Origin of the sequence: Micromonospora antibiotica (genome assembly GCF_017599305.1) — a bacterium.
GTDB classification, from domain to species: domain Bacteria; phylum Actinomycetota; class Actinomycetes; order Mycobacteriales; family Micromonosporaceae; genus Micromonospora; species Micromonospora antibiotica.
Map to the genome: position 1 here is coordinate 151244 of NZ_JAGFWR010000007.1, position 23816 is coordinate 175059.

Here is a 23816-nt window from a genome sequence, read left to right on the forward strand (position 1 = left end):
GCCGCGCCCCGGCGAACTCAGGACAGGGCGGCCTCCGCGGCGGCCAGGAAGGCGTCGTTCTCGGCCGGGGTGCCGATGGTGACCCGCACCCCGTCCCCGGCGAACGGCCGGACGATCACGCCACGGGCCTCGCATGCCCGGCCGAACGCCACGGCCCGCTCGCCCAGCGGCAACCAGACGAAGTTGGCCTGGCTGGACGGCACGTCGGGGACGAACTTGCGCAGCGCCTCGGTGACCCGGTCCCGCTCGGTGACGACCAGCGCGCAGCGTCGTTCGACCTCGTCGGCCTGGGCCAGCGCGGCCAGTGCGCCCGCCTGGGCGGCGGTGCTGGTGGAGAACGGGGTGACCACCTTGCGCACGGCGGCGGCCACCTCGGGGGCGCCGACCAGCCACCCGATCCGCAGCCCGGCCAGCCCCCACGCCTTGGACAGGGTGCGCAGCACCACCACGTTGGGCCGGTCCAGGTAGGTGAGGCCGTCCGGCACCGCCGGGTCGGTGACGAACTCCCGGTACGCCTCGTCGATGACGACCAGCACGTCGTCGCCCACGGCGTCGAGGAACCGGTCCAGCTCCGGCTTGCGCACCGCCGTACCGGTGGGGTTGTTCGGGTTGCAGACCAGCACCATCCGGGTCCGGTCGGTCACCGCCGCGGCCATCGCCGCCAGGTCGTGCCCGTGGCCGGCGTCGTTGGGCACCCGCACGCTGCTCGCGCCGCTGGTCGCCGCGATGATCGGGTACGCCTCGAACGAGCGCCACGAGTAGAGCAGTTCGTCACCGGGCAGGCAGGTGGCCCGGACCAGGTGCTCGGCCAGCGCCACCGACCCGCAGCCGGTGGCGATCCGGTCCGGGTCCACGCCGTACCGCTCGGCGAGTGCGGTGCGTAGCGCCACCACGCCCATGTCCGGGTAGCGGTGCGAACCGGTGACCGCCTCGGTGACCGCCTCGACCACCCCGGGCAGCGGCCCGTACGGCACCTCGTTGCTGGCGAGTTTGATCGCCTCGGCCAGCCCCAGCTCGCGGGCCAGGTCGGCGGGGCTGCGCCCGGGGACGTAGGTCGGCAGGGCGTCCAGGTCGGCGCGGGTCAGCCGCAGCGGGGGCTGGTGACGTCCGGTGTCGGTCATGGGGTGTCTCCCGGGGGCTCGGGGTCGGTGCGGTCGGTGGCGGTGTCGTCGGTGGGGGTGTCGGGGTGGTCGGCGCGCGGCACCTGCACCACGACGGTCTGGGCCCGCTTGTCGTGCAGCGCCTGACGCAGCGGGTGGTCGAACAACGCGGATACCGCGTCGACGAACTGGAGCAGCAGACCGAAGCCGCAGCAGAACCAGAGCAGGGTGGGCATGCCCATGGTGCTCCACCGCCGGGTGGCCCGACCGAAGCCGAGCGGCTGGTCGGCGTCGACCGGCACGGCCCGGATGCGCAGCAGCCGCTTGCCCAGGGTCTGCCCACCGGAGGCCATCGTCGGCACCTCGTAGGCGAACCAGAGCGCGGTCGCGATGACCAGGATGGCGATCTGGAGGCCGCCGGCCTGCTCACCGATGGCGGGCAGCCCGTCCCGGGAGGAGTCGCCGGCCATCGCCCGCCGGACCGCCTCCCGCAGGTAGGGCGCGGTCTCCTCGAAGTACCGCCAGACGAACCAGCCGTTGACCACCGCGTTGAGCCCGAAGACGACCCCGAAGTCGATCAGCCGGGCGAGCAGCCGGGCACCGTAGCCGGCCAGCGGCACACCGTGCGGGCGTGGCTCCGGCGGACGCCCCGGCCAGGTCGGGTACGGCCAGCCGGGCGGCGGCCCGCCGGGCTGCCCGGCCCCGTGACCCTCCGGCTGCCCGGCCCCGTGACTCCCCGGCTGCCCGGCCCACGGGTGTCCGGGCTGGCCCGCTCCCGGTTGCCCGGTCCAGGGCTGGCCGGCGGTGGGTTGCCCGGTCCAGGGCGGGCCGGGGGTGCCCGGTGGGGTGCCGGGAGCGGCCGGGGCCGACGGGTGCCGGCCGGCCGTCGGCGGGGCGGGGGAGGTCGGGGCGGGCGGCTCGGCGGCGGGCTCCGGCTCGGGCGGTGGCGGGCCGTCCGGCGGGGTGGCGTCGACCGGGATCGGGGCACCGATCCAGCCCTCACCGTCCCACCACCGTCGGGTGGTCGGCTCGGCCGGGTCGACGTACCACCCTGGCTGCACGCTCACGGTTTCGCCCTGCGCTGTCCGGTACGGTCGCTCTGCTCGCTCACCCGGCAACCTTAACGACGATGGTGCCGGCGAACTTGTCGTGGAGGCACTGCTGCCACGGCTTGTCCCAGAGCTGCCACAGCCCGTCGAGGTAGCTGAAGAAGGGAATGATCGCCCCGCCGATCTGGTAGGCGGCCCACCGCTTGGCCGCCGCCGTACGGGTCAGCGTGGCGACCGGGTCGAGCGGCACCACCTGGATCTTCATCACCCGCTTGCCGATGGTCTGCCCGGTCTTGAACATCATCTCGACCTGGTAGACGTAGCTCATGGCGAACGCCACCACGAAGATCACGCCCTGCAACACCAGCATCGGAATCAGGAAGTTGGTGAACGGGTCGGAGGTGGGCGTGCCGTCTGCCGTGGTGGTCAGGTCGGGCAGGACCATCTGGAAGAAGACGATGAAGGCCGGCACGATGAAGACCATGCTGGCCGCCCCGAGCACCAGCCCGTCGATCAGCAGGGCGAGCAGCCGGTCACCGAAGCTGGCCAGCGGCAGCCCACGCGGCGACATCCCGGGGAAACCGGGCGGCGGCGTGCCGGGTGCCGGCGGCGGGTAACCGGGCAACCCGGCGTACGGGCCGGGCTGCGGATACCCGCCGGGGCGGGCGGCGTAGGGGCCGGGTTGCGGCGGCACGGCGTACCCCTGCGGGTGTGGGCCGGCGGGCGGGGCGAAGCCGCCGGCGGCGGGCCCAGGCCCACCGGCCGGCGGTGTCGGGTAGCTCGGAGGTTGCGTCACGCGAGACAGTGTTACAAATTGCCGCGCGCTTCCTGCTCGCGCTCGATGGCTTCGAACAGCGCCTTGAAGTTGCCCTTGCCGAAACCGAGCGAGCCGTGCCGCTCGATCAGCTCGAAGAAGACCGTCGGGCGGTCCTGCACGGGCTTGGTGAAGATCTGGAGCAGGTAGCCGTCCTCGTCCCGGTCGACCAGGATCTTGCGGGACTTCAGCTGCTCGATCGGCACCCGCACGTTGCCGATCCGGGCCCGCAGCTCCGGGTCGTCGTAGTACGAGTCGGGGGTGTCGAGGAACTCGACGCCGGCCGCCCGCATCGCGTCGACGCTGGCCAGGATGTCGTTGGTGGCGACCGCGATGTGCTGCGCGCCGGGCCCCTGGTAGAACTCCAGGTACTCGTCGATCTGGGACTTCTTGCGGGCCACCGCCGGCTCGTTGAGCGGGAACTTGACCTTCCGGGTGCCGCTGGCGACGACCTTGCTCATCAGTGCCGAGTAGTCGGTGGCGATGTCGTCGCCGATGAACTCCGCCATGTTGGAGAAGCCCATCACCCGCTTGTAGAACTCCACCCACTCGTCCATCCGGCCCAGTTCCACGTTGCCGACCACGTGGTCGACGGCCTGGAAGAAGCGCTTCGGCTGGAGGCCGGCGGCGATCATCGGCTGCCGGTCGACGATCGGGCCCCGGGCCACGAAGCCGGGCAGGAACGGGCCGGTGTAGCGGGACCTGTCGACCAGGCTGTGCCGGGTGTCGCCGTACGCGGCGATGGTGGCGAGCCGGACGGTGCCGTACGCGTCGGTCACGTCGTGCGGCTCGACCAGGCCGGTGGCGCCCTGGGTCAGCGCGTGGGCGTACGCGGCGTCGACGTCCGGCACCTCCAGCGCGATGTCACTGACCCCGTCGGAGTGCTTCGCGACATGGTCGGCGCCGGCCGCGTCGGGGCGCACCGCGCCGGTCAACACGAACCGGGCCGAGCCGCTGGTCAGCACGTACTCGGCGTGGTCGCGGTAGCCCTGCTCCGGCCCCCGGTAGGCCACACAGGTCATGCCGAACGCGGTGGAGTAGTAGTGCGCGGCCTGCTTGGCGTTGCCGACCAGGAAGTGCACGTGGTCGAGGCCCTTGACCGGGAACGGGTCACGGGTGATGTCGTGGTCGACTGCGCCGACGAGCGTGTCGATGTCGATGTCCTCGGTCGACTGGGGTCGGTCGATCGCCTGGGTCACGGTGGCCTCCCTCGGTTGCGGCCGGCGTCGTGGGCCGGTGGTCCGTCAGCTCTTGCAGGCAGCATCGCGGTGGGCCCGTCTACTGGGCAACACTCACGTTTTACCCTGGTCAGGTTGCGCAATCGGTAGGGTGTCCAGCCATGAACGCTGGTCAGGGTGTACAGCTCGACGCGTTGGACGGCAGGCTGGTCCAGCTCCTCGCCGACGAGCCCCGGATCGGGGTGCTGGAGTGCTCCCGTCGGCTCGGGGTGGCCCGGGGCACCGTCCAGGCCCGGCTGGACAAGCTGGTCGACCGGGGGGTGATCGGCGGGTTCGGGCCGGAGATCCGCCCGGCGGCGATCGGCTTCGCGGTGACCAGCTTCGTCACGCTGGAGATCAGCCAGCGGCACGGCCACGACACGGTCACCGCGCACCTGGCGGCGATCCCCGAGGTGCTGGAGGCGCACACCATCACCGGGGCGAGCGACCTGCTCTGCCGGATCGTGGCCCGCTCCAACACCGACCTGCAACGGGTGATCGACCAGATCGTCTCGTCCGAGGCGATCCGCCGGGCCTCCACGATCATCGCGCTCGCCGAGCAGATCCCGTACCGCACGCTGCCGTTGCTGCGTTCCGCCGCCGGCTCCTGACCAGCCGGCGGCGAGTCGTGCATCCGCACGGTGCCACCCGGGTATCGTTTCGGTATGACCGGTCAGGTGAGGAAGCTGTCGATCTCCGTGCCGCCCGACGTCGCGGAACGCCTGGAGCAGGAACCCAACGCCTCGGCGTATGTCACGCAGGCGGTCCGGGACCGGATGCGGTTGGACGCGTTGGCCGCCGAGTTGGCACACCAGGGCATCGAGGTCACCGAGCAGGGGGTGGCCGAGGCCCGCGCCCGGCGGGCTGCCGTCGACGCGGCCTGGCCGAGTGAGCGGCGACTGGCCGTCCGTGACCGGGTACGCCAACACCTGCTCGACGAGACGGCAGGCGGCAGCCGGCAGTCGGTCGCGTGACCGGGGACGATGACCGGCCGGTACGACTCCTGCTCGACCGGTCGGCGCTGCTCGCCTACGTCGCCGGCTCGGTGCACGTCGCCGAGCCACTGCACGAGGTCATCGAGGACCGCAACCGGTTCGGGGTCACCGCTGTCGTCGCTGCCGAAGCCCTGGCCGTCATCGACGACCCGAAGGACCGCGCCGCCCTGCACCGTCTCCTCGCCCTCGACGCCTGCGTCGTGCTGCCCACCGAGGGGAGTACCTGGCAGGAGCTGAGTTACTGGCGGGCGTACACCGGTCGGGCAGACCTCGCCAGCACGGTCATGGCGAGCTTCGCGTACGACGCCTCGATCCTCACCGGTGAAGACCGCTACGGCCACGACGAACTCCCCGTGATCTATCTGCCGGAGTGAGCCGGTAGCCGCCTCCCCCGGGCGGAGCCGGCACGGCATCCTCCGGTGATCCGCCCGGCCCGGCCCGGCATCAGGGGTGTTTGTCGGGTTTGTTGCCACCGCGCCCGGGAGCACCCGGTGTGCCGGGGAGAAAGCGGGGCGACACTCCGGCGCGGGGGCTGGGCGGGGAGGTGAACGTCGCTACGGTGTGCGGTGTGAAGGGCCTTGGCGGGGTGCGGGGAGGGCTGCTGCTCGGGCTCGTCATCGTGATCGCGCTCGCCGTCACCGGAGTGTGGAACCCCTTCCCCGGGGTGTGGGACTGGGTCGACCGCAGCGAGCCGATCTCCGAACCGGACGTGCTGTGGCAGCAGCGGGTCGGGGGCACCCCGAAGAGCATCACGATCGTCGGTGACACCGTCGTGGTCGAGCAACGTACCCGCACGGAGGTGCGCAGCCTCGCCACCGGCGCCCCGCTGTGGGAGCGCAAGGCGGACTGGTCGGCGGTGGCCGGCGGCGACCGCGACGCCGTCGTCGCCGTGGGCAAGCTCCTGGTCAAGGGGTACGAGCTGCTCGACCCCACCACCGGGGCGGTGCGTCGGCGTGACGGCGACGCGGTGGCCGTCTGGACGTACCGGAACATGCTGCTGGACGCCCGGTGCGTGGCCGCCACCGACTGCACGCTGAGCGCCTGGGACCCGCGCGGTAACAGCCCGCTGTGGACGGCCTTCCTGCCCGGGGTCAGCACCGGGCTCTTCGCCGACAACCCGGGCCTGCTCGGCACCCGGCGGTTCACCGCGCTGCGGATCGACGAGGGGGTGGCCGGGCCGGAGGCGGTGCCGCCGCTGCTCGGGTTCCCGGTGGACGGCCGGGTGCACGTGGTGGACACCGCCACCGGCCGGGTGGTGCAGAACGTCGAGCCGGGGCGCGACGAGCGGTTGTCCGTCGTCGGCGGCCGGATGCTCAAGATCACCGCAGTGTCGGTCGACGGCAGCTGCCAGTACGCCGTCTCGGCCCGGGACCCGGCCACCGGGCAGGAGGTGTGGCGGCGCACCGGGCTCAACCTGCGCACCGCCGACAGCGCCGGGTGTGTGCAGCGGGAGGACCCGCAGGGGGCCCGCAACGTGCTGATCGGGGTGGGCCCCGACGGGCGGGAGACGGTCCTCGACGGGTACGACGGCCGGGTGCTGCTGGTGAACGCCGAGGGGGAGAAGCTGCTCGCCGTCGACGACCGGTACGCCCTGGTGCGCAGCGCCGACAAGGATTCGGTCATCGCCCGGGAGTTGGGCACCGGCAAGGCCCGCTGGACCCGGCCGGCCGGGGCGAAGGCGGGCGCGGCGCTCACCCCGTACGCGGCGGTGCTGACCGGGGACAAGCCGAGCCGGCTGGTCGCCGTGGACCCGCGTACCGGTAAGGAACTGGTGGTGTTGCGGACCAGCGCCAACGCGCTCGCGGTCGGCCGCAACGGCATGGTCGTCGGCGAGGGGCGGGAGATCGGGTACGTCCGGTTCGGCGCGGGTGCCGGTGCGCCGCCACCCGCCGCGCCACCGGCCGGGTCGGACGGTCAAGGCGGGCCCGGCCCGGGGCGTACCGGTGGCGCACCCGACGTCGAGGACAGTTGCGGACCGAAGCGGGAACTCTGCGCCAACGGCGACGGGTGAGAGCGGCGTCCCACGACCCACCCGGCGGGTGTCACCGATCGACCGGTCTGCCCTAGGCTTTTCCGACATGAGCAGTGCCGCCGCGTTCTCGTACGCCCCCTTGCTGCCGACCGGTCCGGATCAGACCGAATACCGCCTGGTCACCGACGAGGGCGTCGACGTCGTCCACGGGCCCGGGGGGCGCCGCTTCCTGACCGTGGAGCCGGCGGCGCTGACCGCGCTGACCGCCGAGGCGATGCACGACATCGCCCACTACCTGCGACCGGCGCACCTGGCCCAGCTCCGGTCGATCATCGATGATCCGGCGGCCTCCCCGAACGACCGGTTCGTCGCGCTGGACCTGCTGCGCAACGCCAACATCGCCGCCGGTGGCGTGCTGCCGATGTGCCAGGACACCGGCACCGCCATCGTGATGGGCAAGCGGGGCCGGCACGTGCTCACCGACGGCTCCGACGCCGAGGCGATCTCGCATGGGGTCTACCAGGCGTACACGCGGCTGAACCTACGGTATTCGCAGCTCGCCCCGCTGACCATGTGGGACGAACGGAACACCGGCAGCAACCTGCCCGCCCAGGTCGACCTGTACGCCGAGGACCCGGACGGGCACCCGGACGCGTACAAGTTCCTGTTCATGGCCAAGGGCGGCGGTTCGGCCAACAAGTCCTACCTCTACCAGGAGACCAAGGCGCTGTTGAATCCGACGCGGATGATGCAGTTCCTGGAGGAGAAGCTGCGGCTGATCGGCACCTCGGCCTGCCCGCCGTACCACCTCGCGGTCGTCATCGGTGGCACCTCCGCCGAGTACGCCCTCAAGACCGCCAAGTACGCCTCGGCGAAGTACCTCGACACGTTGCCCACCTCCGGCTCGATGAGCGCGCACGGCTTCCGGGACCTGGAGTTGGAGGCCGAGGTGCTGGAGCTGACCCGCAACTTCGGCATCGGCGCGCAGTTCGGCGGCCGGTACTTCTGCCACGACGTGCGGGTGGTCCGGCTGCCCCGGCACGGCGCGTCCTGCCCGGTGGCGATCGCGGTGTCCTGCTCGGCCGACCGGCAGGCGGTCGCCAAGATCACCCCGTCGGGGGTGTGGCTGGAGCGTCTGGAGACCGACCCGGCGCGTTTCCTGCCGGACGTCACCGACGAGACCCTCGACGCCTCCGAGGTGGTGCGCGTCGACCTCAACCGCCCGATGGCCGAGATCCGGGCCGAGCTGTCGAAGTACCCGGTGAAGACCCGGCTGTCGCTGACCGGCCCGCTGGTGGTGGCCCGGGACATCGCCCACGCCAAGATCGCCGAGCGGCTCGACGCCGGTGAGCCGATGCCGCAGTACCTGCGCGACCACGCCGTCTACTACGCCGGCCCGGCCAAGACCCCCGAGGGGTACGCCTCCGGCTCGTTCGGCCCGACCACCGCCGGCCGGATGGACGCCTACGTGGCGAAGTTCCAGGCGGCCGGCGGCTCGATGGTGATGCTGGCCAAGGGCAACCGCTCCGGCCAGGTGACCCGCTCCTGCCAGCAGCACGGCGGGTTCTACCTCGGCTCGATCGGCGGCCCGGCGGCCCGGCTCGCCCAGGACTGCATCAAGCACGTCGAGGTGCTGGAGTACGCCGAGCTGGGCATGGAGGCGGTCTGGAAGATCGAGGTGGAGGACTTCCCGGCCTTCATCGTCGTCGACGACAAGGGCAACGACTTCTTCGCCGAGGTCACCAAGCCGGTCCTGACCGTGGGCCGCCGCTAGGGGGCGGTCATTGCGGCTTCGCCTCGGCTGGTCGAGGCAAAGCAATGCCCCGGGCCGTTTGCTGGCAGAGGCAGACACCGGGGCTTACGCCGTCCAGCGTATCCGGTGCGTCGTGCTGCTCGCGGCAAGCGGGTATGCGAGTCAGCCCTGGTAGTAATGCGTCCGGAGTGCGTAGAGCGCGGTTGTGCCCTCCCCTCGGTCTTGCTCGGTGACTCGGAGATCCTTCACGGCGACCACGATGTGCTGCCCGGTTGCGCCACTGCCGGCGTCTACCCAGACCTGCACGGTTCCGTGTTCGGGTAGCTCACGCGGTCCCACCGCTAGAAATTCGGATCTTGGCACGGAGGCTCCTCTCACAGCACGCGGCCCGATGCCAAGTAGTAAATACTAAATTTGGCCTAGCTTCAAGGTGATACATAGGCCTACTTGATGGATGCTTTGGTTGGCCTACTCTCCGGCCAGGGACGATGGCTACGTGGCCAACCTGGACTCAGCGGTACGGAAGCTGCGCGCGGCGCAGGCCGGCGTGCCCCGTGCCGAGGAGCGGGCCGCCAAGCTCATCGCCGAAGCCCGCGCCCAGGTGAAGGCTGCTCGTGCCGAACTGGCCGAGGCGATCCGCGCCGCTGACCGGGACGGCGCACGTCAGGTCGACATCGTGGCGGCCACCGGCTACAGCCGGGAGCGGATCCGGCAGATCATCCGCAACGGAGAAGACTGACTGGCGTGGCCACCGAGATCGACCCGGTGCCGCCGGTGTCGTGATAGGCAGCTCGCGGCGATCCTCCGGAAGGCGATCGAGGTCGGGCCGGACCGCAGGGACTCGGCGGTGATCGCTCGCTCTCGTGCCGAGGGGCAGTTCGTGCCGCTGTCGGCGGCTCTGGAGTCGCTCGGAGTTGATCCCCGCGAGGTGGAAGCGCTGTTGGCCGACCGGCCCGGCGGCCGCCCGAAGGCGGAAGACATAGGCCGAAGATCGCGCTCGATCCTGGAAAGAGTGGCCTCCGGCTGCGGGTGACACCACTCTTTCCAGGATCGAGCACGATCTTGCCCTGCCGCCTGCAATCTCCGGAGCCTCGCTGCGAGCAGGGGAATCGCGGGGCAGGATGGGACGGGTGACGACTCCAGAGGCAGCGGGCTACCGGATCGAACGTGACTCGATGGGCGAGGTGGAGGTGCCCGCCGAGGCGCTGTGGCGGGCGCAGACCCAGCGCGCGGTGCAGAACTTCCCGATCTCCGGCCGGGGCATCGAACCGGCCCAGATCAAGGCACTCGCCCAGATCAAGGGGGCCGCCGCCCTGGTCAACGGTGAGCTGGGGGTGATCGGCGCGGACGTCGCCGAGGCGATCGCCACCGCCGCCGCGCACGTGGCCGACGGCGGGTACGACGACCAGTTCCCGATCGACGTGTTCCAGACCGGCTCGGGCACCTCGTCGAACATGAACACCAACGAGGTGATCGCCACCCTGGCCACCCGGGAGCTGGGCCGGGACGTGCACCCGAACGACGACGTGAACGCCTCGCAGTCCAGCAACGACGTCTTCCCGTCGTCGATCCACCTGGCCGCCACCCAGTTCGTGGTGGAGGACCTGCTGCCCTCGCTGCGCCACCTGGCGGAGGCGTTGGAGGCGAAGGCGGCCGAGTTCGAGACGGTGGTCAAGGCGGGGCGTACCCACCTGATGGACGCCACCCCGGTCACCCTGGGGCAGGAGTTCGGCGGGTACGCCGCGCAGGTCCGCTATGGCGTCGAGCGGTTGGAGTCGGCGCTGCCCCGGCTGGCCGAGCTGCCGTTGGGCGGGACCGCCGTGGGCACCGGCATCAACACCCCGCTGGGTTTCGCCGGCAGGGTGATCGACAGGCTGCGCACCTCGACCGGGCTGCCGTTGACCGAGGCCCGTAACCACTTCGAGGCGCAGGGGGCGCGGGACGCGTTGGTCGAGACGTCCGGCCAGTTGCGTACCGTCGCGGTCGGGCTCTACAAGATCGCCAACGACGTACGCTGGATGGGTTCCGGCCCCCGGGCGGGCCTGCGGGAGCTGCGCATCCCCGACCTCCAGCCCGGCTCGTCGATCATGCCGGGCAAGGTGAACCCGGTGGTCGCCGAGGCGGTGCGGCAGGTCTGCGCCCAGGTGATCGGCAACGACGCGGCGGTCGCCTTCGCCGGCAGCCAGGGCGACTTCGAGCTGAACGTGATGCTCCCGGTGATGGGCCGCAACCTGCTCGAATCGATCAAGTTGCTCTCCGCGTCCAGCCGGATCTTCGCCGACCGCCTGGTGGCCGGCCTGGTCGCGGACGCCGAGGTCTGCCTGGCGTACGCGGAGGGGTCGCCGTCGATCGTCACCCCGCTCAACCGCCACCTCGGGTACGACGAGGCCGCCTCGATCGCCAAGGAGGCGCTGGCGAAGCAGGTCAGCATCCGCGAGGTGGTGATCTCCCGGGGGCACGTCGACTCCGGCAAACTCACCGAGACCCAGCTCGACGAGGCCCTCGACCTGCTCCGGATGACCCACCCCTGACCCGCCCCGCCCTGCCTGACCCCGCCCTCTGCCTGACCCCGCCCTCTGCTTGGTCGACTCCTGTGGGCCGATGTAGCGGTGTCAGGCGGATTCGACAGCGCTACATCGGCCCCCATGAGTGGATCATGGCTCGGTCGGTGGGCGGGCGCGGGGAACCCAGGCGAGGAAACGGGCGAAGAGGGTCGCCGGGTCGGGGCCGGTGTCGGGATAGAGCCGGTAAAGGTCGGCGGCGGCGTCGTGCAGCACGGTGCACAGGTAGATGTTGAGCGCGACCCGGTCGTGGGCGTACTCGGAGACGAGAGTGAGTCGGGCGGTCCCGCAGGGCCACGGCGCGGCGCACACCCGACACAGCCAGAGCGGGCGCAGCGGCAGGTGCGGGCGCGGTGTCCCCTGGCGCGGCCCACTCCGGCCGGCCGGGTCAGGTGGTCCGCCGGGGCGGGGTGATCCGCCCGGGGTGACCGCCGGGCTCATCGGCGTCCCCGGTTGGCCCGCCACTCCTGGGCCAGCGTGAGCCAACCGACCCGGCCCACTCGCGGAAACGACACCGTGGTGTCCTCCCACCCGGGCGGAGCCGACCCGGCGGTGGGTGGTGCGGCCGGACCGGCGTCAGGGCGGATAGCGGGTGGTGCGGCCGGACCGGCATCAGAGCGGATAGCGGGTGTTCCGCCCGGGTGGGTTCCGGTCCGGGGCGGGTGGTGGCCGGCGGCTCGCCGGTCGCCCGGGTTCCCGCTCGGGCTGAGGATGGGGTCGTCGGCCCGGCCGAGGGGGTGGGGCATCTCGGGTGGGGCTGCGTCGGGGCGTCGGGTGAAGCAGAGCCTGCGGGCAAGCCGGTGTCGCCAGGTGAGCCGGGGCATCGCGTCGCCTCCATGGTGGGTCGGCTGGTCGTCTCCCCCGGCGGTGGGACCGCCGGCCGGGGAGCGGGCTGTCCCACCGCGACACCGCCCGCCCGGAGGGTGGGCGGTCGATGTCGCACTTCACAGTCTGCTGATGAAACCACTACGGTGTGAAGGGTTGTTGTCGGCTTCCGGTCTTGTCCTGTGTCTGCGACTTTCCTGGTCGGCGTGGTGTCGGAGTCGATCGTCGGGGCGGTGGAGGGCTGCTGGAGATGACGGACGGGCGGATGACGGCGGCGGCTTTCCTCGTCGCGGAGCTACGGCGGGCCCGGACCCGGCGGGGCTGGAGCCAGGACGACCTCGCCAAGGCGGTGAACTACTCGGCGTCGATGGTCAGCGCGATAGAGCTGGGCCAGCAGCCACCCACCGCGAAATACCTCGAACTGGTCGACAAGGCCCTCGACACCGGCGGCATCTTCAGCCGGATGCTCACCCAACTGGTAGTGCTCGACCGGGCACAGGTATGGCTCCGTGGCTGGCGCGCGATCCTGGCGGAGGCGTGGGCGCTGCGATGGTTCGACCCGTTGCACGTCCCGGGACTGCTACAGACCGAGGCATATGCGCGGGCGGTCTTCGAGTCCGACCCCATGCTTGACCAAGAAGAGGTCGAACGGCGACTGGCCGACAGGATGGACAGTCAACAAACGCTCTACACCGAACGGCCCCCACGCCTTGTGGCGGTCCTGGACGAGGTGGTCATGCACCGCCGGGTCGGTGGCCGCAAAGTCATGCATGACCAGGCTCTGCACCTCGCTCGTATCGCCACGGAACACCCGCAGGTCCGACTGCACGTCGTTCCTTCCTCGGCTGAGGAGTATCCGGGCCTCAACGGGCCGTTCATCCTGGCGAGCATGCCGGGCGATGTGGAGTTGGCGTTCCTCGGCGGTCAGATCGGCGGACAGGAACTGGACGACCCTGCTGATCTGCGGCGGCTTCAGCGCAGCTGGGAAGCTACCCTCGGCGTGGCCTTGCCACCGCAGGAGTCGATCGAGCGGCTGAGGGAATTGGCGGAGTCATGGAGTTGACCGGGGCTTGTTGGCGAAAGAGCCGCCGGAGTGGTTCCAACGATCAATGTGTCGAGGTGGCGACGGGTCTGTCCGGGGTGGTCGGGGTGCGGGACAGTAAGGACCCTGCGGGCCCGGTGCTCACCTTCCCGGCGTACGCCTGGCGGGTCTTCGTGGCCGCGCCGCCGCGCTGACCGGACCGGCCGCCGCCAGCCCGGCCCGCCCGCCTTCCGCCTGCGCCCCGGCTCGGCCCGGTGATCAAGAGATTTGCGTCACGGGGAGCGCTCTCTCAGCCCGCAAACCTCTTGATCACCAGCCGCAAACTTCTTGATCACCAATGTGGGGGAGGGTGGGGGTGCATGGTAGGGCCCCGGGGTCGGGGACCGGCGGGCCTTGGTGGGGCTGGGTCTGCCGGGATAACCGGTCGACCGGACGGCCGGCGGCCGGCATGATCCGGGTCGTGACCGGTGTGGACGGGGTGTTGCTGACGACGGCACGGCTGCGGCTGCGCCGCTTCACCGAAGACGACGTGCCGCATCTGGTCGAGCTGGACAGCGACCCGGAGGTGATGCGGTTCCTCACCGGCGGCCGGCCCACCCCCCTCGCCACGGTGCGGGACGAGCAGCTGCCCCGGCTTCTCGCCGGCTACGACCGCTACCCGGGGCAGGGCCGGTGGGCTGCCGAGGATGCTGTCGACGGCACCTTTCTGGGCTGGTTCGCGCTCGACCCGTCCGACGACGGTGCCGCTCCGGAGCTGGGTTACCGGCTGCGCCGGGCGGCCTGGGGGCGGGGCCTGGCCACCGAGGGGGCCTGCGCGCTGGTCGGCCACGCCTTCGACACCCCTGGGGTACGCCGGGTGTGGGCGCAGACGATGGCGGTCAACGTGCGGTCGCGGGCGGTGCTGGCAAAGGCCGGCCTGCGGTACGTCCGCACCTTCCACGCTGGCTGGCCCGACCCGATCGCCGGAACGGAGCACGGCGAGGTGGAGTACGAGCTGCTCAGGGGCGACTACCAGCCGCCTTCCGGGCCCGGTAGGCGCTGACCGCGACCCGGTTGCCGCAGCCCGCCTCGCAGAACCGGCGGGACCGGTTCTTGGACAGGTCGACCAGCACGTTGGCGCACTCCGGGTGGGCGCAGTGCCGCAGCCGGCCCAGCTCGTCACCCCGGACCAGGTCGGCGACGGCCATCGCCGCCTCGACGGCCATCCGGGTGGCCAGCGGGGCGTCCCGGGGCACCGCGTGCACGTGGTAGGGCTGGTCGTCGTGCCGGATGAGCTGCGGCAGTGCCCGGGACTCGCGGAGCAGGTCGTTGACCACGGTGACGACGGTGTCCGGGTCGTCGTCCCAGAGCCGGCGCAGTCGGGGGCGTAACGCCCGGACGGCGCGCAACTCGGCCCCGGTGCGGTCGTGTCGCCCGGTCCACCGGTTCGCGGCGACGAAGCGGTCCAGTGCGGCGATGTCGGGCAACCCTTCGCCGTCCCGGTTGTCGGTGTTGACCAGTGCGGCAGCGGCGGTCAGCCCGCACTCTGTGTCATGAGCGAAAAGCAACTTGACCCCTGTCGTAGTCGGCCGCTAGCGTCACCGGCGTAATCCTACTTTGCTGATGTCACGCCCGAGGAGCCCCGATGCCGCACCGATCCACCGCCGGCACCGGGCTGGCGCTCGCCCTGCTCTCCGCCGTCACGTTCGCCACCTCCGGCACCTTTGCCCGCTCGCTGATCGAGGCCGGCTGGTCGGCCGAGGCCGTCGTGGTCGCCCGGGTCGGCCTGGCCGCCCTGGTGCTGGCCGTCCCCGCCGTGCTCGCGCTGCGCGGCCGGGCCGGCGTGCTGCGCCGCAACCTCGGCCCGGTCACCGTCTTCGGTCTGCTCGGCGTCGCCACCGCCCAGGCCTGCTTCTTCAACGCCGTCCGCTACCTGCCGGTCGGGGTGGCCCTGCTGCTGGAATACCTCGGCATCATCCTCGTGGTCGGCTGGCTGTGGCTGGTGCACGGGCAGCGCCCCCGCCGGCTCACCGTGGTCGGCTCGCTGGCCGCCCTGGCCGGGCTCGTCCTGGTGCTCGACCTGACCGGCGCGGGCCGGCTCGACCCGGTCGGCGTGCTCTGGGGTCTCGGCGCGGCCGTCGGACTGGCCGGCTACTTCGTCCTCGCCGCGCGGGTCGACGCCGACCTGCCCTCGGTCACCATGGCCAGCGGCGGGATGGCCGTCGGCGCAGCCGTGCTGGCCCTGCTCGGCCTGGTCGGGGTGCTGCCGCTGCGGGCCACCTTCGGCGCGGTCGACTTCGCCGGGCAGCGCACCAGCTGGCTCGTCCCGATCGCCGGGCTGTCACTGATCGCCGCCGTGGTGGCCTACCTGACCGGGATCGCCGCGACCCGCATCCTCGGGGCCCGGCTGTCGTCGTTCGTCGGGCTGACCGAGGTGATGTTCGCGGTGCTCATCGCCTGGCTGGTGCTGGGTGAGCTGCCGGTGCCGGTGCAGCTCGCCGGGGGTGCGCTGATCGTCGCCGGGGTGGCGCTGGTCCGCCTCGACGAGCTGCGCGAGGGCCGCACCGGACAGCCGGCGGCCCGGACGGACGAACCGGCACTGACCTGAGCCGGACCGGGGTGGATCGCCGCCGACCGGACGGTGCCCTGCCCGGCACCGTCGTGGTCGGGGCTGCCCGGCCGGCGTGGACGGGGACGTCCCGGCCGGCGCGGACGGGTGACGACCCGGCCGGCGTGGCCGGGTCGGATGAACGTGAGAGGGTGTCGGGCATGCTCAGCGTGGTGGTGTTCGACGCCGACGAGACCCTGATCGACCTGCGGCCGGCGGTCACCGGTGCCCTGGTGGCCGTACTGGAGGAGATGCGTCGCCGGACCCCGGTGGCGGCCGGGGTGACCCTCGCCGAGGTGGAGTCCGACTGGCAGGCGGTCTTCGGGTCGATGACCGCCGCACCGGTGATGGAGATCCGCCGGGCCGCGCTGGCCCGGTCCCTCGACCGGGCCGGGCTGGTCGGCCAGCTCGACGAGTTCGCCGAACTCTTCTTCACCAGGCGCTACGCGCTCAGCCACCCGTACCCCGACACCCTGCCGGCGCTGGCCGCCCTGCGCGCCGACTTCACCCTCGGGTACGCCACCAACGGCAACAGCCGGGCCGAACGCTGCGGCCTGCCCGGGGAGTTCGCCTTCGAGTTGTACGCCCACGAGGGCGGCCTGCCCAAGAAGCCCGACCCGGCGTTCTACGCCGCGGTCGTCGCCGCCGCCGGGGTGCCGGCGGAACGGATCGCGTACGTCGGCGACTCGATCTCCCACGACGTGCTCGGCCCCCAGCAGGCCGGAATGCGCGGCATCTGGCTCAACCGGCTCGGACTTCCCCTCCCCGAAGGGGTACGCCCCGACGCCGAGGTGGCCACGCTCACCGAGCTGCCGGTGGCGCTGCGCAGCCTGCAACCGACGAATGCCTGATGCGGGACCAATTCGGATTTGTATCTGGCGGAATCGTCGCCGGTGCTATGGGATGGCTGCCACGTCCCTCAACGAGAGGATCTGATGTGGTGAGCAAGCGCTTCACCGCCGGAGCCGTCGCGACCGCGGCGGCCCTGGCACTTACGGTGACCGGCCTGACCGTCCCGGCGAACGCCGGGCCGACCACCAGCCGTACGTTCACCGTGGTGGCCGAGGACGGCGTCTCGGCGGACGCGGCGATCGCCGCGATCCGCGCCGCCGGTGGCACCGTCGTGTCCCGTACGGACGACGTCGGTCTGTTCCAGGTCACCAGCGACCGGGCCGACTTCGCCGGCCGGGTCACCGCCGCTTCCGCGCTGGTCGGCGCGGCCGAGCAGCGGGCCATCGGCCGCAAGCCCAAGCTGGACCGGGTCGCGCAGGAGAACCTGCTGACCCGGACCAAGCAGGCGGTCAAGGCCAAGGGCAACGCCAACGGCAAGAAGCTCGACCCGCTCGACGACAAGCTCTGGGGCCTCGGCATGATCGGGGCCGACAAGGCCCGCAAGGTCATGCCGGGCGACAAGCGGGTCACCGTCGGCATCCTGGACACCGGCGTCGACGCCAGCCAGCCCGACCTCGCGCCCAACTTCAACTGGGCGCTGTCGCGCAACTTCGCCCCGGACATCGCCGACGTCGACGGCCCGTGCGAGGTGGCGAGCTGCCTCGACCCGGTCGGCACCGACGACGGCGGGCACGGCACCCACGTCGCCGGCACCATCGGTGCGGCGGCCAACGGCTTCGGCCTGTCCGGCGTGGCCCCGAACGTGTCGCTGGTGGAGCTCAAGGGTGGCCAGGACTCGGGCTACTTCTTCCTCAACCCGGTCGTCAACGCCCTGGTGCACGCCGGCAAGTCCGGCCTCGACGTGGTGAACATGTCGTTCTACGTCGACCCGTGGCTCTACAACTGCACCGCGAACCCGGCCGACTCGCCCGAGTCGCAGGCCGAGCAGCGGGCCGTCATCAAGGCGATGAAGCGGGCCCTGAACTTCGCCCACAACAAGGGCGTCACCCTGGTCGGCTCGCTCGGCAACAACCACGAGGACCTCGGTGCACCCCGTACCGACGTGTCCAGCCCGGACTACGGCGCCGACCCGTACCCGCGCCCGATCGACAATGACAGCTGCTGGGACTTCCCGGTGGAGGGTCCGCACGTGATCGGCGTGTCCGCCGTCGGCCCGTCCGGCAAGAAGTCCGACTACTCCAACTACGGCACCGAGCAGATCTCGGTCGCCGCGCCGGGTGGCTGGTTCCGCGACGGCTTCGGCACCGACACCTACCGCACCGACGCCAACATGATCCTCTCCACGTACCCGAAGAAGGTGCTCCAGGAGGAGGGGTCGGTCGACGAGAACGGCAACGTCGTGCCGGGCTTCGAGAACTCGGTGTTCAAGCAGTGCACCACCGCCGGTGAGTGTGGCTACTACACCTACCTCCAGGGCACCTCGATGGCGTCGCCGCACGTCAGCGGGGTCGCCGCGCTGATCGTCAGCAAGTGGGGCAAGAAGGAGGGGCGTGACGGCTACGGCCTGGCGCCGGCCAAGGTGGAGCAGCATCTCTACCGGACCGCCGCCGAGCACGCCTGCCCGGAGCCGCGCCTGCAGAGCTACGCCAACGAGGGCCGGTCGACCGAGTTCGACGCGTACTGCGCCGGGTCGCTGAACTTCAACGGCTTCTACGGGTACGGCATCGTGGACGCGAACGCCGCGGTGCGCAGCCCGCTCAAGCCGAACGTGGCTCCCTGACGTTCGACAGCACGGCCTGACCGCTCGACGGAGAGGCCCGGACGACCCCTGGTCGTGCGGGCCTCTCCGCGCATCTGACCTCCGGCTCAGGACAGGGCGGTGGCGATCGTCCGGGCGGCGGTGGTGACCTGCGGGCCGACGGTGTCGACCGGCAGCGGGGCCAGCGAGATCACCCCGACGCTCGCCTCCAGGCCGGGCACCCCGAGCACCGGCGCGGCCACCCCGTACGCCCCGGCCTGGAGTTCCCCGGCGGTGCTCACCGGGGCGGTGAGGCCGGCCCGCCCGGCGAGGACGGCCCGCCCGGCGGCCCCGCGTTCCAGCGGGTGCCGGGTGCCCGGCCGGTACGCCACGTGGAACGACGTCCAGCTCGGCTCGACCACGGCCAGGGCCACCCCTTCGCCGCCCTCCACCACGGTCAGGTGTGCGGTCGCCCCGGTCTGCTCGGCGAGCCGCCGCAGCGCGGGCAGCGCCCCCTCGGCGAGCAGCGGTTGGGCCCGTCGGGCCAGGTGCAGCACGCCGACACCGAGACGCAACCGACCGTCACCGCCCCGGCGCAGCATCCCGTGCCCGGTCAGCGCGCCGACCAGCCGGTAGACGGCGGCCCGGCCGATGCCGAGCCGGTGGGCGGCCTCGGTGACGGTCAACCCGGCCGACGCGTCGGCGACCAGGTGCAGCAGGCGCAGGCCCCGGTCCAGGGTCTGCGCCGTCTCGCCACCCGCAGGCGTCTGGTTGCCCGGCTCGCCGGGGGCCGTCGTCTCCACAGCAGGAGCGTACGACCCGGCTCGGGCAGACCCCGGGGAGCACGGACAGCTACCCTTGTACGGTGACGCTACGCCTGTATGACACCGCCACCCGATCGGTGCGGGACTTCGTCCCGCGGGAATCCGGCAAGGTGGGGGTCTACCTGTGTGGTCTCACCCTCCAGGCCCCGCCGCACATCGGTCACCTTCGCTCCGGTGTCAACTACGACGTGTTGCGGCGCTGGCTGTCGGCCGCCGGCTTCGAGGTCACCTTCATCCGCAACGTGACCGACATCGACGACAAGGTCCTCGTCAAGGCGCAGGAGCAGGGCCGTCCGTTCTGGTCCATCGCGTACGCCAACGAGCTGGCGTTGGCCCGGTCCTACCGGGCGCTGAACGTGCTGCCGCCGACGTACGAGCCGCGGGCCACCGGGCACATCCCGGAGATGCACGAGCTGATCGCCCGGCTGATCGAGACCGGGCACGCCTACCCGGCCACCGACGGCTCCGGCGACGTCTACTTCGACGTGGCCTCCTGGCCGGCGTACGGGTCGCTGTCCGGTCAGTCGCCGGACGACATGCAGTCCGCCGGGGACGCCCCCGAGCGGGGCAAGCGGGACCCCCGGGACTTCGCGCTGTGGAAGGGCGTCAAGCCGGACGAGCCGGCCGACGCCTACTGGCCGTCCCCGTGGGGCCGGGGTCGCCCCGGCTGGCACATCGAGTGCTCGGCGATGTGCCAGCGTTACCTGGGGGTCGAGTTCGACATCCACGGCGGTGGGCTCGACCTGATCTTCCCGCACCACGAGAACGAGATCGCCCAGTCGCAGGCCGCCGGGCTGCCCTTCGCCCGCTGGTGGGTGCACCACGGGCTGCTCAGCATCGGCGGCGCCAAGATGGGCAAGTCGCTCGGCAACGCCCTCGACCTGAGCTACGTCGACTCGCTCGGGGTGCGCCCGGTGGAGCTGCGTTACTACTACGCGGCGGCGCACTACCGGTCCCGGATCGACTACTCGGAGGACGCGCTGCGCGAGGCGGCGGTGGCCTACCGGCGGATCGAGGGGTTCGTCCAGCGGGCCGTCGAGCGGGTCGGCCCGGGGCAGTTCGGGGAGCTGCCGGCGGCTTACGTCGCCGCGATGGACGACGACCTCAACACCTCCGCCGCACTGGCCGTCCTCCAGGCGACGCTGCGTGACGGCAACACCGCGCTGGCCGAGGGGGACGATGTGACCGTCCGCACGACCCTCGCCGCCACCCGGGCGATGCTGGATATCCTCGGTGTGGACCCCCTCGACCCGGCCTGGACCGGCGGCGGCCGTGCCGACGACCTGCGCGGCGTGGTGGACTCCCTGATCGCGCTGGCCCTGGAGCAGCGCGCGCAGGCCCGTAGCCGTAAGGACTGGGCTGCCGCCGACGCCGTCCGCGACCAGCTCAAGCTGGCCGGCGTGGTCGTCGAGGACACCCCCCAGGGCCCCCGTTGGACTATTGGAGAGCAGGACTGATGGCCGGCAACTCGCAGCGCCGTGGCCGGCGACTGACGCCGAAGGCGGGTGCCCCCAAGGGCTCCGGTGGCAAGAACAAGGACTCCCTCGCGGGCCGGGGCAAGACCCTGCCCGCCGACGAGCGACCCTGGCACAAGGCGTACTCGGGCACCGAGAAGCTGCCCCAGCGCACCGCCTGGAAGCAGGACAAGGAGCGCAGGGCGGCGGTCGAGGAGGGCCGGGCCCCCAAGATCGGCCAGCCCGGCACCAAGGACACCACCTGGGGCAAGGGCACCCGGGGGATGGCCCCGGTCCGGGCCGGTGCGGGTGGTCGCGGTGGCGCGGGTGGTCGCGGTGGCGCAGGCGGTCGGGCCGGCGCGGGTACGGGCCGTGGTGGTCCCCGGGTCGCGCCGGGGCGTAAGTCGAACCCGTCCCGGGACACCCCGGAGCTGCTCGTCGGCCGGAACCCGGTGCTGGAGGCGTTGCGCGCCCAGGTGCCGGCGACCGCGCTGTATTCCGCGCAGGGCATCGACGCCGACGACCGGATCAACGAGATCACCCGGACGGCCGCCGACCGGGGCATCGCCATCCTGGAGATCAGCCGGGCCGAGCTGGACCGGATGACCGGCGGTGTGCTGCACCAGGGCGTCGGCCTCCAGGTGCCGCCGTTCGCCTACGAGACCTTCGAGGACCTGGTGGCCGCCGCGCTGGAGCAGGCAGCCCCGCTGCTGGTCGCGCTGGACGGGGTCACCGACCCGCGCAACCTGGGTGCGGTGATCCGGTCGGCTGCCGCGTTCGGTGCGCAGGGTGTCTTCGTACCCGAGCGTAGGGCCGCCGGGATCACCGCGACCGCCTGGCGGACCAGTGCCGGTGCGGCGGCGCGGGTGCCGGTCGCCCAAGTCACCAACCTGACCCGGTCGCTCAAGGCGTGCCAGGAGGCCGGCTTCATGGTGGTCGGCCTGGACGCCGACGGCGACACCGACCTGTACGACCTGGAGGCGGCCGTCGGTCCGCTGGTCGTGGTGGTCGGCTCCGAGGGGCGTGGCCTGTCCCGGCTGGTCGGGGAGACCTGCGACCTGACCGTCAGCATCCCGATGATCTCCGAAGTGGAGTCGCTGAACGCCAGCGTCGCCGCCGCCGTCACCCTCGCCGAGGTGGCCCGCCGCCGCGCTGCGGAAGGCTGACCGGCCGCCTCGCCGCCGCCGTCACTTTCGCCGAGGTGGCCCGCCGCCGCGCTGCGGAAGGCTGACCGGCCGCCGGCACCGGCGCGCCCGGCCAGCTTTCCCGGCGGTGCGAACCGGGCCGTCCCGGGACGGCCACGCGCCGGCACCGCCGGGACGACAGACGAAGAAAGGGGCGGTCCGCCGAAGCGGACCGCCCCTTTTCGCGCGGTGGAATCAGATGCGGTGGCCGGTGGCCGCGTTGAAGACGTGGCTGCGGCCGGCACGCGGCTTGACGAACACGGTGTCACCCATGTTCGGCATGGTCCGCCGGTCGGTGCGGACCACGAAACGCTCCTCGTGGCCCTCCAGCGCGGCGTGACCGTAGACGTTGGCGTCCGAGCCGAGGTCCTCGACCAGCTCGACCACGACCGGCATGCCGCCCTCGGTCGGGCTGACCAGGTCGCAGTCCTCCGGCCGGAAGCCGACGGTGACCTTGTCGTTGCCACCCTCGCCCCGGGCCGCCTCGACCTGCTCGCGGGTCAGCGGGATGTGCAGCTCGGCGAAGGCCGCGCCCCGCTCGTTCAGCGGAACGGTCTTGATGTTCATGGCGGGGGAGCCCATGAAACCGGCGACGAAGACGTTGGCCGGGGTGTCGTAGAGCGCCCGGGGGGTGTCCACCTGCTGCAGGACGCCGTCGAGCATGACCGCCACCCGGTGGCCCATGGTCATGGCCTCGACCTGGTCGTGGGTGACGTAGACCGTGGTGATGCCGAGCTTCGCCTGGAGCGAGGCGATCTGGGTACGGGTCTGCACGCGGAGCTTGGCGTCGAGGTTCGACAGCGGCTCGTCCATGAGGAAGACCTGCGGCTCGCGGACGATCGCCCGGCCCATCGCGACACGCTGACGCTGACCACCGGAGAGCGCCTTCGGCTTGCGGCTGAGGTACTCGTCCAGCTGGAGCAGCCCGGCTGCCTCCTTGACCCGACGGTCGATCTCCGCCTTGGGGGTCTTGCGCAGCTTGAGGGCGAACGCCATGTTCTCGTACACCGACATGTGCGGGTAGAGGGCGTAGTTCTGGAAGACCATCGCGATGTCGCGGGCCTTCGGCGGGAGGTGGGTGACGTCCCGCTCGTCGATGTAGATCGCGCCGTCGTCGACGTCCTCCAGCCCGGCGAGCATCCGCAGGCTGGTGGACTTGCCGCAACCCGACGGGCCCACCAGGACGAGGAACTCCCCGTCACCGATCTGGAGGTCGAGCTGGTTGACCGCGGGGCGTTCGGTGCCCGGGTAGATCCGGGAGGCCTTCGCGTACGTGACCGTAGCCATGGTGGTGCGCTTCCTTTCACCGGCAGGAACGTGCCGGACGATCCGAGTGAAGGAGCTGTCGGCACCCACGGTGCCGACCCACGGACCACCTCCGGGAGGCAGCCGCAGCCGACCCCGGGTGTCATCCGTGTCACTGCACGGTAAACGGGATTTCCAGCCATGCCAAGACGGGATACATCGAGTGGGACGGACGGCATACGCATTTCGGTCAGGCGGGCACGGCCGGGCATCAATCCCCTCGCCTGACAGGGGTGCGGTACGCCGATTCGTCGGTGGGACGGGCAGAAGATTGACGTTTTCCATGCTCGGGGACCCTGCCGGCCGGGATTTCCCGACGTCAGTCGCTATGCTGACGTCGCACCACGCGCCCCTGTAGCTCAGCTGGCCAGAGCACTCGCCTTGTAAGCGAGATGTCGCCGGTTCGATCCCGGCCGGGGGCTCCAATTCCACAGCACGGCCGCCATTGGCGTTGCCGCCTGTCGATCCGTCGACACCTGCCGGGCGCGCTCCTGCCGCCACCGCCGCCCTGCGTGACCGAATGGTCACTTCCGGTGGATGAATC

The 23816-nt window shown here is 71.8% G+C and carries 23 protein-coding genes, 1 tRNA gene and 1 pseudogene; 17 read left to right on the plus strand and 8 right to left on the minus strand.

Features of this window, described 5'->3' with window-relative positions; genetic code table 11:
* Positions 1-17: 17 nt before the first annotated feature.
* The 4 genes from hisC to hppD are packed head-to-tail and all read right to left on the minus strand — an operon-like array spanning position 18 to position 4162.
* Entirely contained in the window at positions 18-1121 is a 1104-nt protein-coding gene (gene hisC, locus JQN83_RS15180) for a histidinol-phosphate transaminase (RefSeq protein ID WP_208567788.1), read from the minus strand.
* Complete coding sequence (locus JQN83_RS15185) at positions 1118-2167, minus strand: RDD family protein (protein ID WP_208567789.1); 1050 nt, start codon at positions 2165-2167, stop codon at positions 1118-1120. Before JQN83_RS15185 ends, hisC begins: the two co-directional genes overlap by 4 nt.
* 40 nt (positions 2168-2207) lie before the next feature.
* A complete protein-coding gene (locus tag JQN83_RS15190) occupies positions 2208-2945 on the minus strand; it encodes an RDD family protein (protein WP_208567790.1) in 738 nt (245 codons plus the stop codon).
* 11 nt (positions 2946-2956) lie between these two features.
* Positions 2957-4162 (minus strand): 4-hydroxyphenylpyruvate dioxygenase, encoded by a 1206-nt coding sequence (gene hppD, locus JQN83_RS15195; RefSeq protein ID WP_208567791.1) that lies wholly within the window; start codon positions 4160-4162, stop codon positions 2957-2959.
* Positions 4163-4302: 140 nt separating this feature from the next.
* On the opposite strand from hppD, the gene JQN83_RS15200 reads away from it, so the two are divergent.
* The 8 genes and pseudogenes from JQN83_RS15200 to JQN83_RS15235 all read left to right on the plus strand — a co-directional run bounded on the left by JQN83_RS15200 (position 4303) and on the right by JQN83_RS15235 (position 11431).
* Entirely contained in the window at positions 4303-4791 is a 489-nt protein-coding gene (locus JQN83_RS15200; RefSeq protein ID WP_208567792.1) for an Lrp/AsnC family transcriptional regulator, read from the plus strand.
* A gap of 54 nt (positions 4792-4845) precedes the next feature.
* Positions 4846-5154, plus strand: coding sequence for a hypothetical protein (locus JQN83_RS15205; RefSeq protein WP_208567793.1), 309 nt, complete (start codon positions 4846-4848; stop codon positions 5152-5154).
* A complete protein-coding gene (locus tag JQN83_RS15210; protein ID WP_208567794.1) occupies positions 5151-5549 on the plus strand; it encodes a hypothetical protein in 399 nt (132 codons plus the stop codon). The genes JQN83_RS15205 and JQN83_RS15210 overlap by 4 nt, the downstream gene beginning before the upstream one ends.
* Before the next feature lie 185 nt (positions 5550-5734).
* Positions 5735-7186 (plus strand): outer membrane protein assembly factor BamB family protein, encoded by a 1452-nt coding sequence (locus tag JQN83_RS15215; protein WP_372444038.1) that lies wholly within the window; start codon positions 5735-5737, stop codon positions 7184-7186.
* Between the two features lie 67 nt (positions 7187-7253).
* A complete protein-coding gene (locus tag JQN83_RS15220) occupies positions 7254-8921 on the plus strand; it encodes a fumarate hydratase (protein WP_208567795.1) in 1668 nt (555 codons plus the stop codon).
* 475 nt (positions 8922-9396) lie between these two features.
* Positions 9397-9639, plus strand: coding sequence for a hypothetical protein (locus JQN83_RS15225; protein ID WP_208567796.1), 243 nt, complete (start codon positions 9397-9399; stop codon positions 9637-9639).
* Positions 9640-9714: 75 nt separating this feature from the next.
* Positions 9715-9861, plus strand: a pseudogene (locus JQN83_RS33110) (prevent-host-death family protein); the annotation flags it as partial.
* A gap of 169 nt (positions 9862-10030) precedes the next feature.
* On the plus strand, positions 10031-11431 hold the full coding sequence (locus JQN83_RS15235; protein WP_372444039.1) for a class II fumarate hydratase: 1401 nt from the start codon (positions 10031-10033) through the stop codon (positions 11429-11431).
* A gap of 123 nt (positions 11432-11554) precedes the next feature.
* Here JQN83_RS15235 and JQN83_RS15240 read toward each other — a convergent pair whose 3' ends face one another.
* Complete coding sequence (locus JQN83_RS15240; RefSeq protein WP_208567928.1) at positions 11555-11803, minus strand: hypothetical protein; 249 nt, start codon at positions 11801-11803, stop codon at positions 11555-11557.
* A 733-nt stretch (positions 11804-12536) separates the two neighbouring features.
* Here JQN83_RS15240 and JQN83_RS15245 point away from each other — a divergent pair.
* The 3 genes from JQN83_RS15245 (at position 12537) to JQN83_RS15255 (ending at position 14370) form a co-directional block, all read left to right on the plus strand.
* Entirely contained in the window at positions 12537-13349 is an 813-nt protein-coding gene (locus tag JQN83_RS15245) for a helix-turn-helix domain-containing protein (RefSeq protein WP_208567798.1), read from the plus strand.
* A complete protein-coding gene (locus JQN83_RS15250; RefSeq protein ID WP_208567799.1) occupies positions 13340-13522 on the plus strand; it encodes a DUF397 domain-containing protein in 183 nt (60 codons plus the stop codon). Before JQN83_RS15245 ends, JQN83_RS15250 begins: the two co-directional genes overlap by 10 nt.
* Positions 13523-13788: 266 nt before the next feature.
* Complete coding sequence (locus JQN83_RS15255; RefSeq protein WP_307799309.1) at positions 13789-14370, plus strand: GNAT family N-acetyltransferase; 582 nt, start codon at positions 13789-13791, stop codon at positions 14368-14370.
* Here the strand turns inward: JQN83_RS15255 and JQN83_RS15260 are convergent.
* Positions 14327-14875 (minus strand): CGNR zinc finger domain-containing protein, encoded by a 549-nt coding sequence (locus JQN83_RS15260; protein ID WP_208567801.1) that lies wholly within the window; start codon positions 14873-14875, stop codon positions 14327-14329. The two genes, JQN83_RS15255 and JQN83_RS15260, sit on opposite strands and share 44 nt — an antisense overlap.
* Positions 14876-14952: 77 nt before the next feature.
* Here JQN83_RS15260 and JQN83_RS15265 point away from each other — a divergent pair, with 77 nt between their 5' ends.
* The 3 genes from JQN83_RS15265 to JQN83_RS15275 all read left to right on the plus strand — a co-directional run bounded on the left by JQN83_RS15265 (position 14953) and on the right by JQN83_RS15275 (position 18547).
* Positions 14953-15915, plus strand: a complete 963-nt coding sequence (locus JQN83_RS15265; RefSeq protein ID WP_208567802.1) for an EamA family transporter — start codon at positions 14953-14955, stop codon at positions 15913-15915.
* 161 nt (positions 15916-16076) lie between these two features.
* Positions 16077-16766 carry an HAD family hydrolase gene (locus JQN83_RS15270; RefSeq protein ID WP_208567803.1) on the plus strand — a complete coding sequence of 230 codons (690 nt, stop codon included), beginning with the start codon at positions 16077-16079 and terminating at the stop codon, positions 16764-16766.
* A gap of 89 nt (positions 16767-16855) precedes the next feature.
* Positions 16856-18547 (plus strand): S8 family serine peptidase, encoded by a 1692-nt coding sequence (locus tag JQN83_RS15275; protein ID WP_208567804.1) that lies wholly within the window; start codon positions 16856-16858, stop codon positions 18545-18547.
* Positions 18548-18633: 86 nt separating this feature from the next.
* Here JQN83_RS15275 and JQN83_RS15280 read toward each other — a convergent pair whose 3' ends face one another.
* Complete coding sequence (locus JQN83_RS15280; RefSeq protein WP_208567805.1) at positions 18634-19308, minus strand: IclR family transcriptional regulator; 675 nt, start codon at positions 19306-19308, stop codon at positions 18634-18636.
* A 62-nt stretch (positions 19309-19370) separates the two neighbouring features.
* On the opposite strand from JQN83_RS15280, the gene cysS reads away from it, so the two are divergent.
* On the plus strand, positions 19371-20786 hold the full coding sequence (gene cysS / locus JQN83_RS15285) for a cysteine--tRNA ligase (RefSeq protein ID WP_208567806.1): 1416 nt from the start codon (positions 19371-19373) through the stop codon (positions 20784-20786).
* Positions 20786-21949, plus strand: coding sequence for a 23S rRNA (guanosine(2251)-2'-O)-methyltransferase RlmB (rlmB, locus tag JQN83_RS15290; RefSeq protein WP_208567807.1), 1164 nt, complete (start codon positions 20786-20788; stop codon positions 21947-21949). The genes cysS and rlmB overlap by 1 nt, the downstream gene beginning before the upstream one ends.
* 213 nt (positions 21950-22162) lie before the next feature.
* Here rlmB and JQN83_RS15295 read toward each other — a convergent pair whose 3' ends face one another.
* Entirely contained in the window at positions 22163-23254 is a 1092-nt protein-coding gene (locus tag JQN83_RS15295; protein WP_208567808.1) for an ABC transporter ATP-binding protein, read from the minus strand.
* A gap of 366 nt (positions 23255-23620) precedes the next feature.
* On the opposite strand from JQN83_RS15295, the gene JQN83_RS15300 reads away from it, so the two are divergent.
* Positions 23621-23697, plus strand: a tRNA-Thr gene (locus JQN83_RS15300).
* The last annotated feature ends 119 nt before the right edge of the window (positions 23698-23816 follow it).

Bases quoted from the DNA above. Each gene is read 5' to 3' on its own strand.
- hisC (WP_208567788.1), bottom strand. From the start codon at position 1,121: ATGACCGACACCGGACGTCACCAGCCCCCGCTGCGGCTGACCCGCGCC.
- JQN83_RS15200 (WP_208567792.1), top strand. From the start codon at position 4,303: ATGAACGCTGGTCAGGGTGTACAGCTCGACGCGTTGGACGGCAGGCTG.
- JQN83_RS15205 (WP_208567793.1), top strand. From the start codon at position 4,846: ATGACCGGTCAGGTGAGGAAGCTGTCGATCTCCGTGCCGCCCGACGTC.
- JQN83_RS15220 (WP_208567795.1), top strand. From the start codon at position 7,254: ATGAGCAGTGCCGCCGCGTTCTCGTACGCCCCCTTGCTGCCGACCGGT.
- JQN83_RS15245 (WP_208567798.1), top strand. From the start codon at position 12,537: ATGACGGACGGGCGGATGACGGCGGCGGCTTTCCTCGTCGCGGAGCTA.
- JQN83_RS15250 (WP_208567799.1), top strand. From the start codon at position 13,340: ATGGAGTTGACCGGGGCTTGTTGGCGAAAGAGCCGCCGGAGTGGTTCC.
- JQN83_RS15265 (WP_208567802.1), top strand. From the start codon at position 14,953: ATGCCGCACCGATCCACCGCCGGCACCGGGCTGGCGCTCGCCCTGCTC.
- JQN83_RS15270 (WP_208567803.1), top strand. From the start codon at position 16,077: ATGCTCAGCGTGGTGGTGTTCGACGCCGACGAGACCCTGATCGACCTG.
- rlmB (WP_208567807.1), top strand. From the start codon at position 20,786: ATGGCCGGCAACTCGCAGCGCCGTGGCCGGCGACTGACGCCGAAGGCG.
- JQN83_RS15295 (WP_208567808.1), bottom strand. From the start codon at position 23,254: ATGGCTACGGTCACGTACGCGAAGGCCTCCCGGATCTACCCGGGCACC.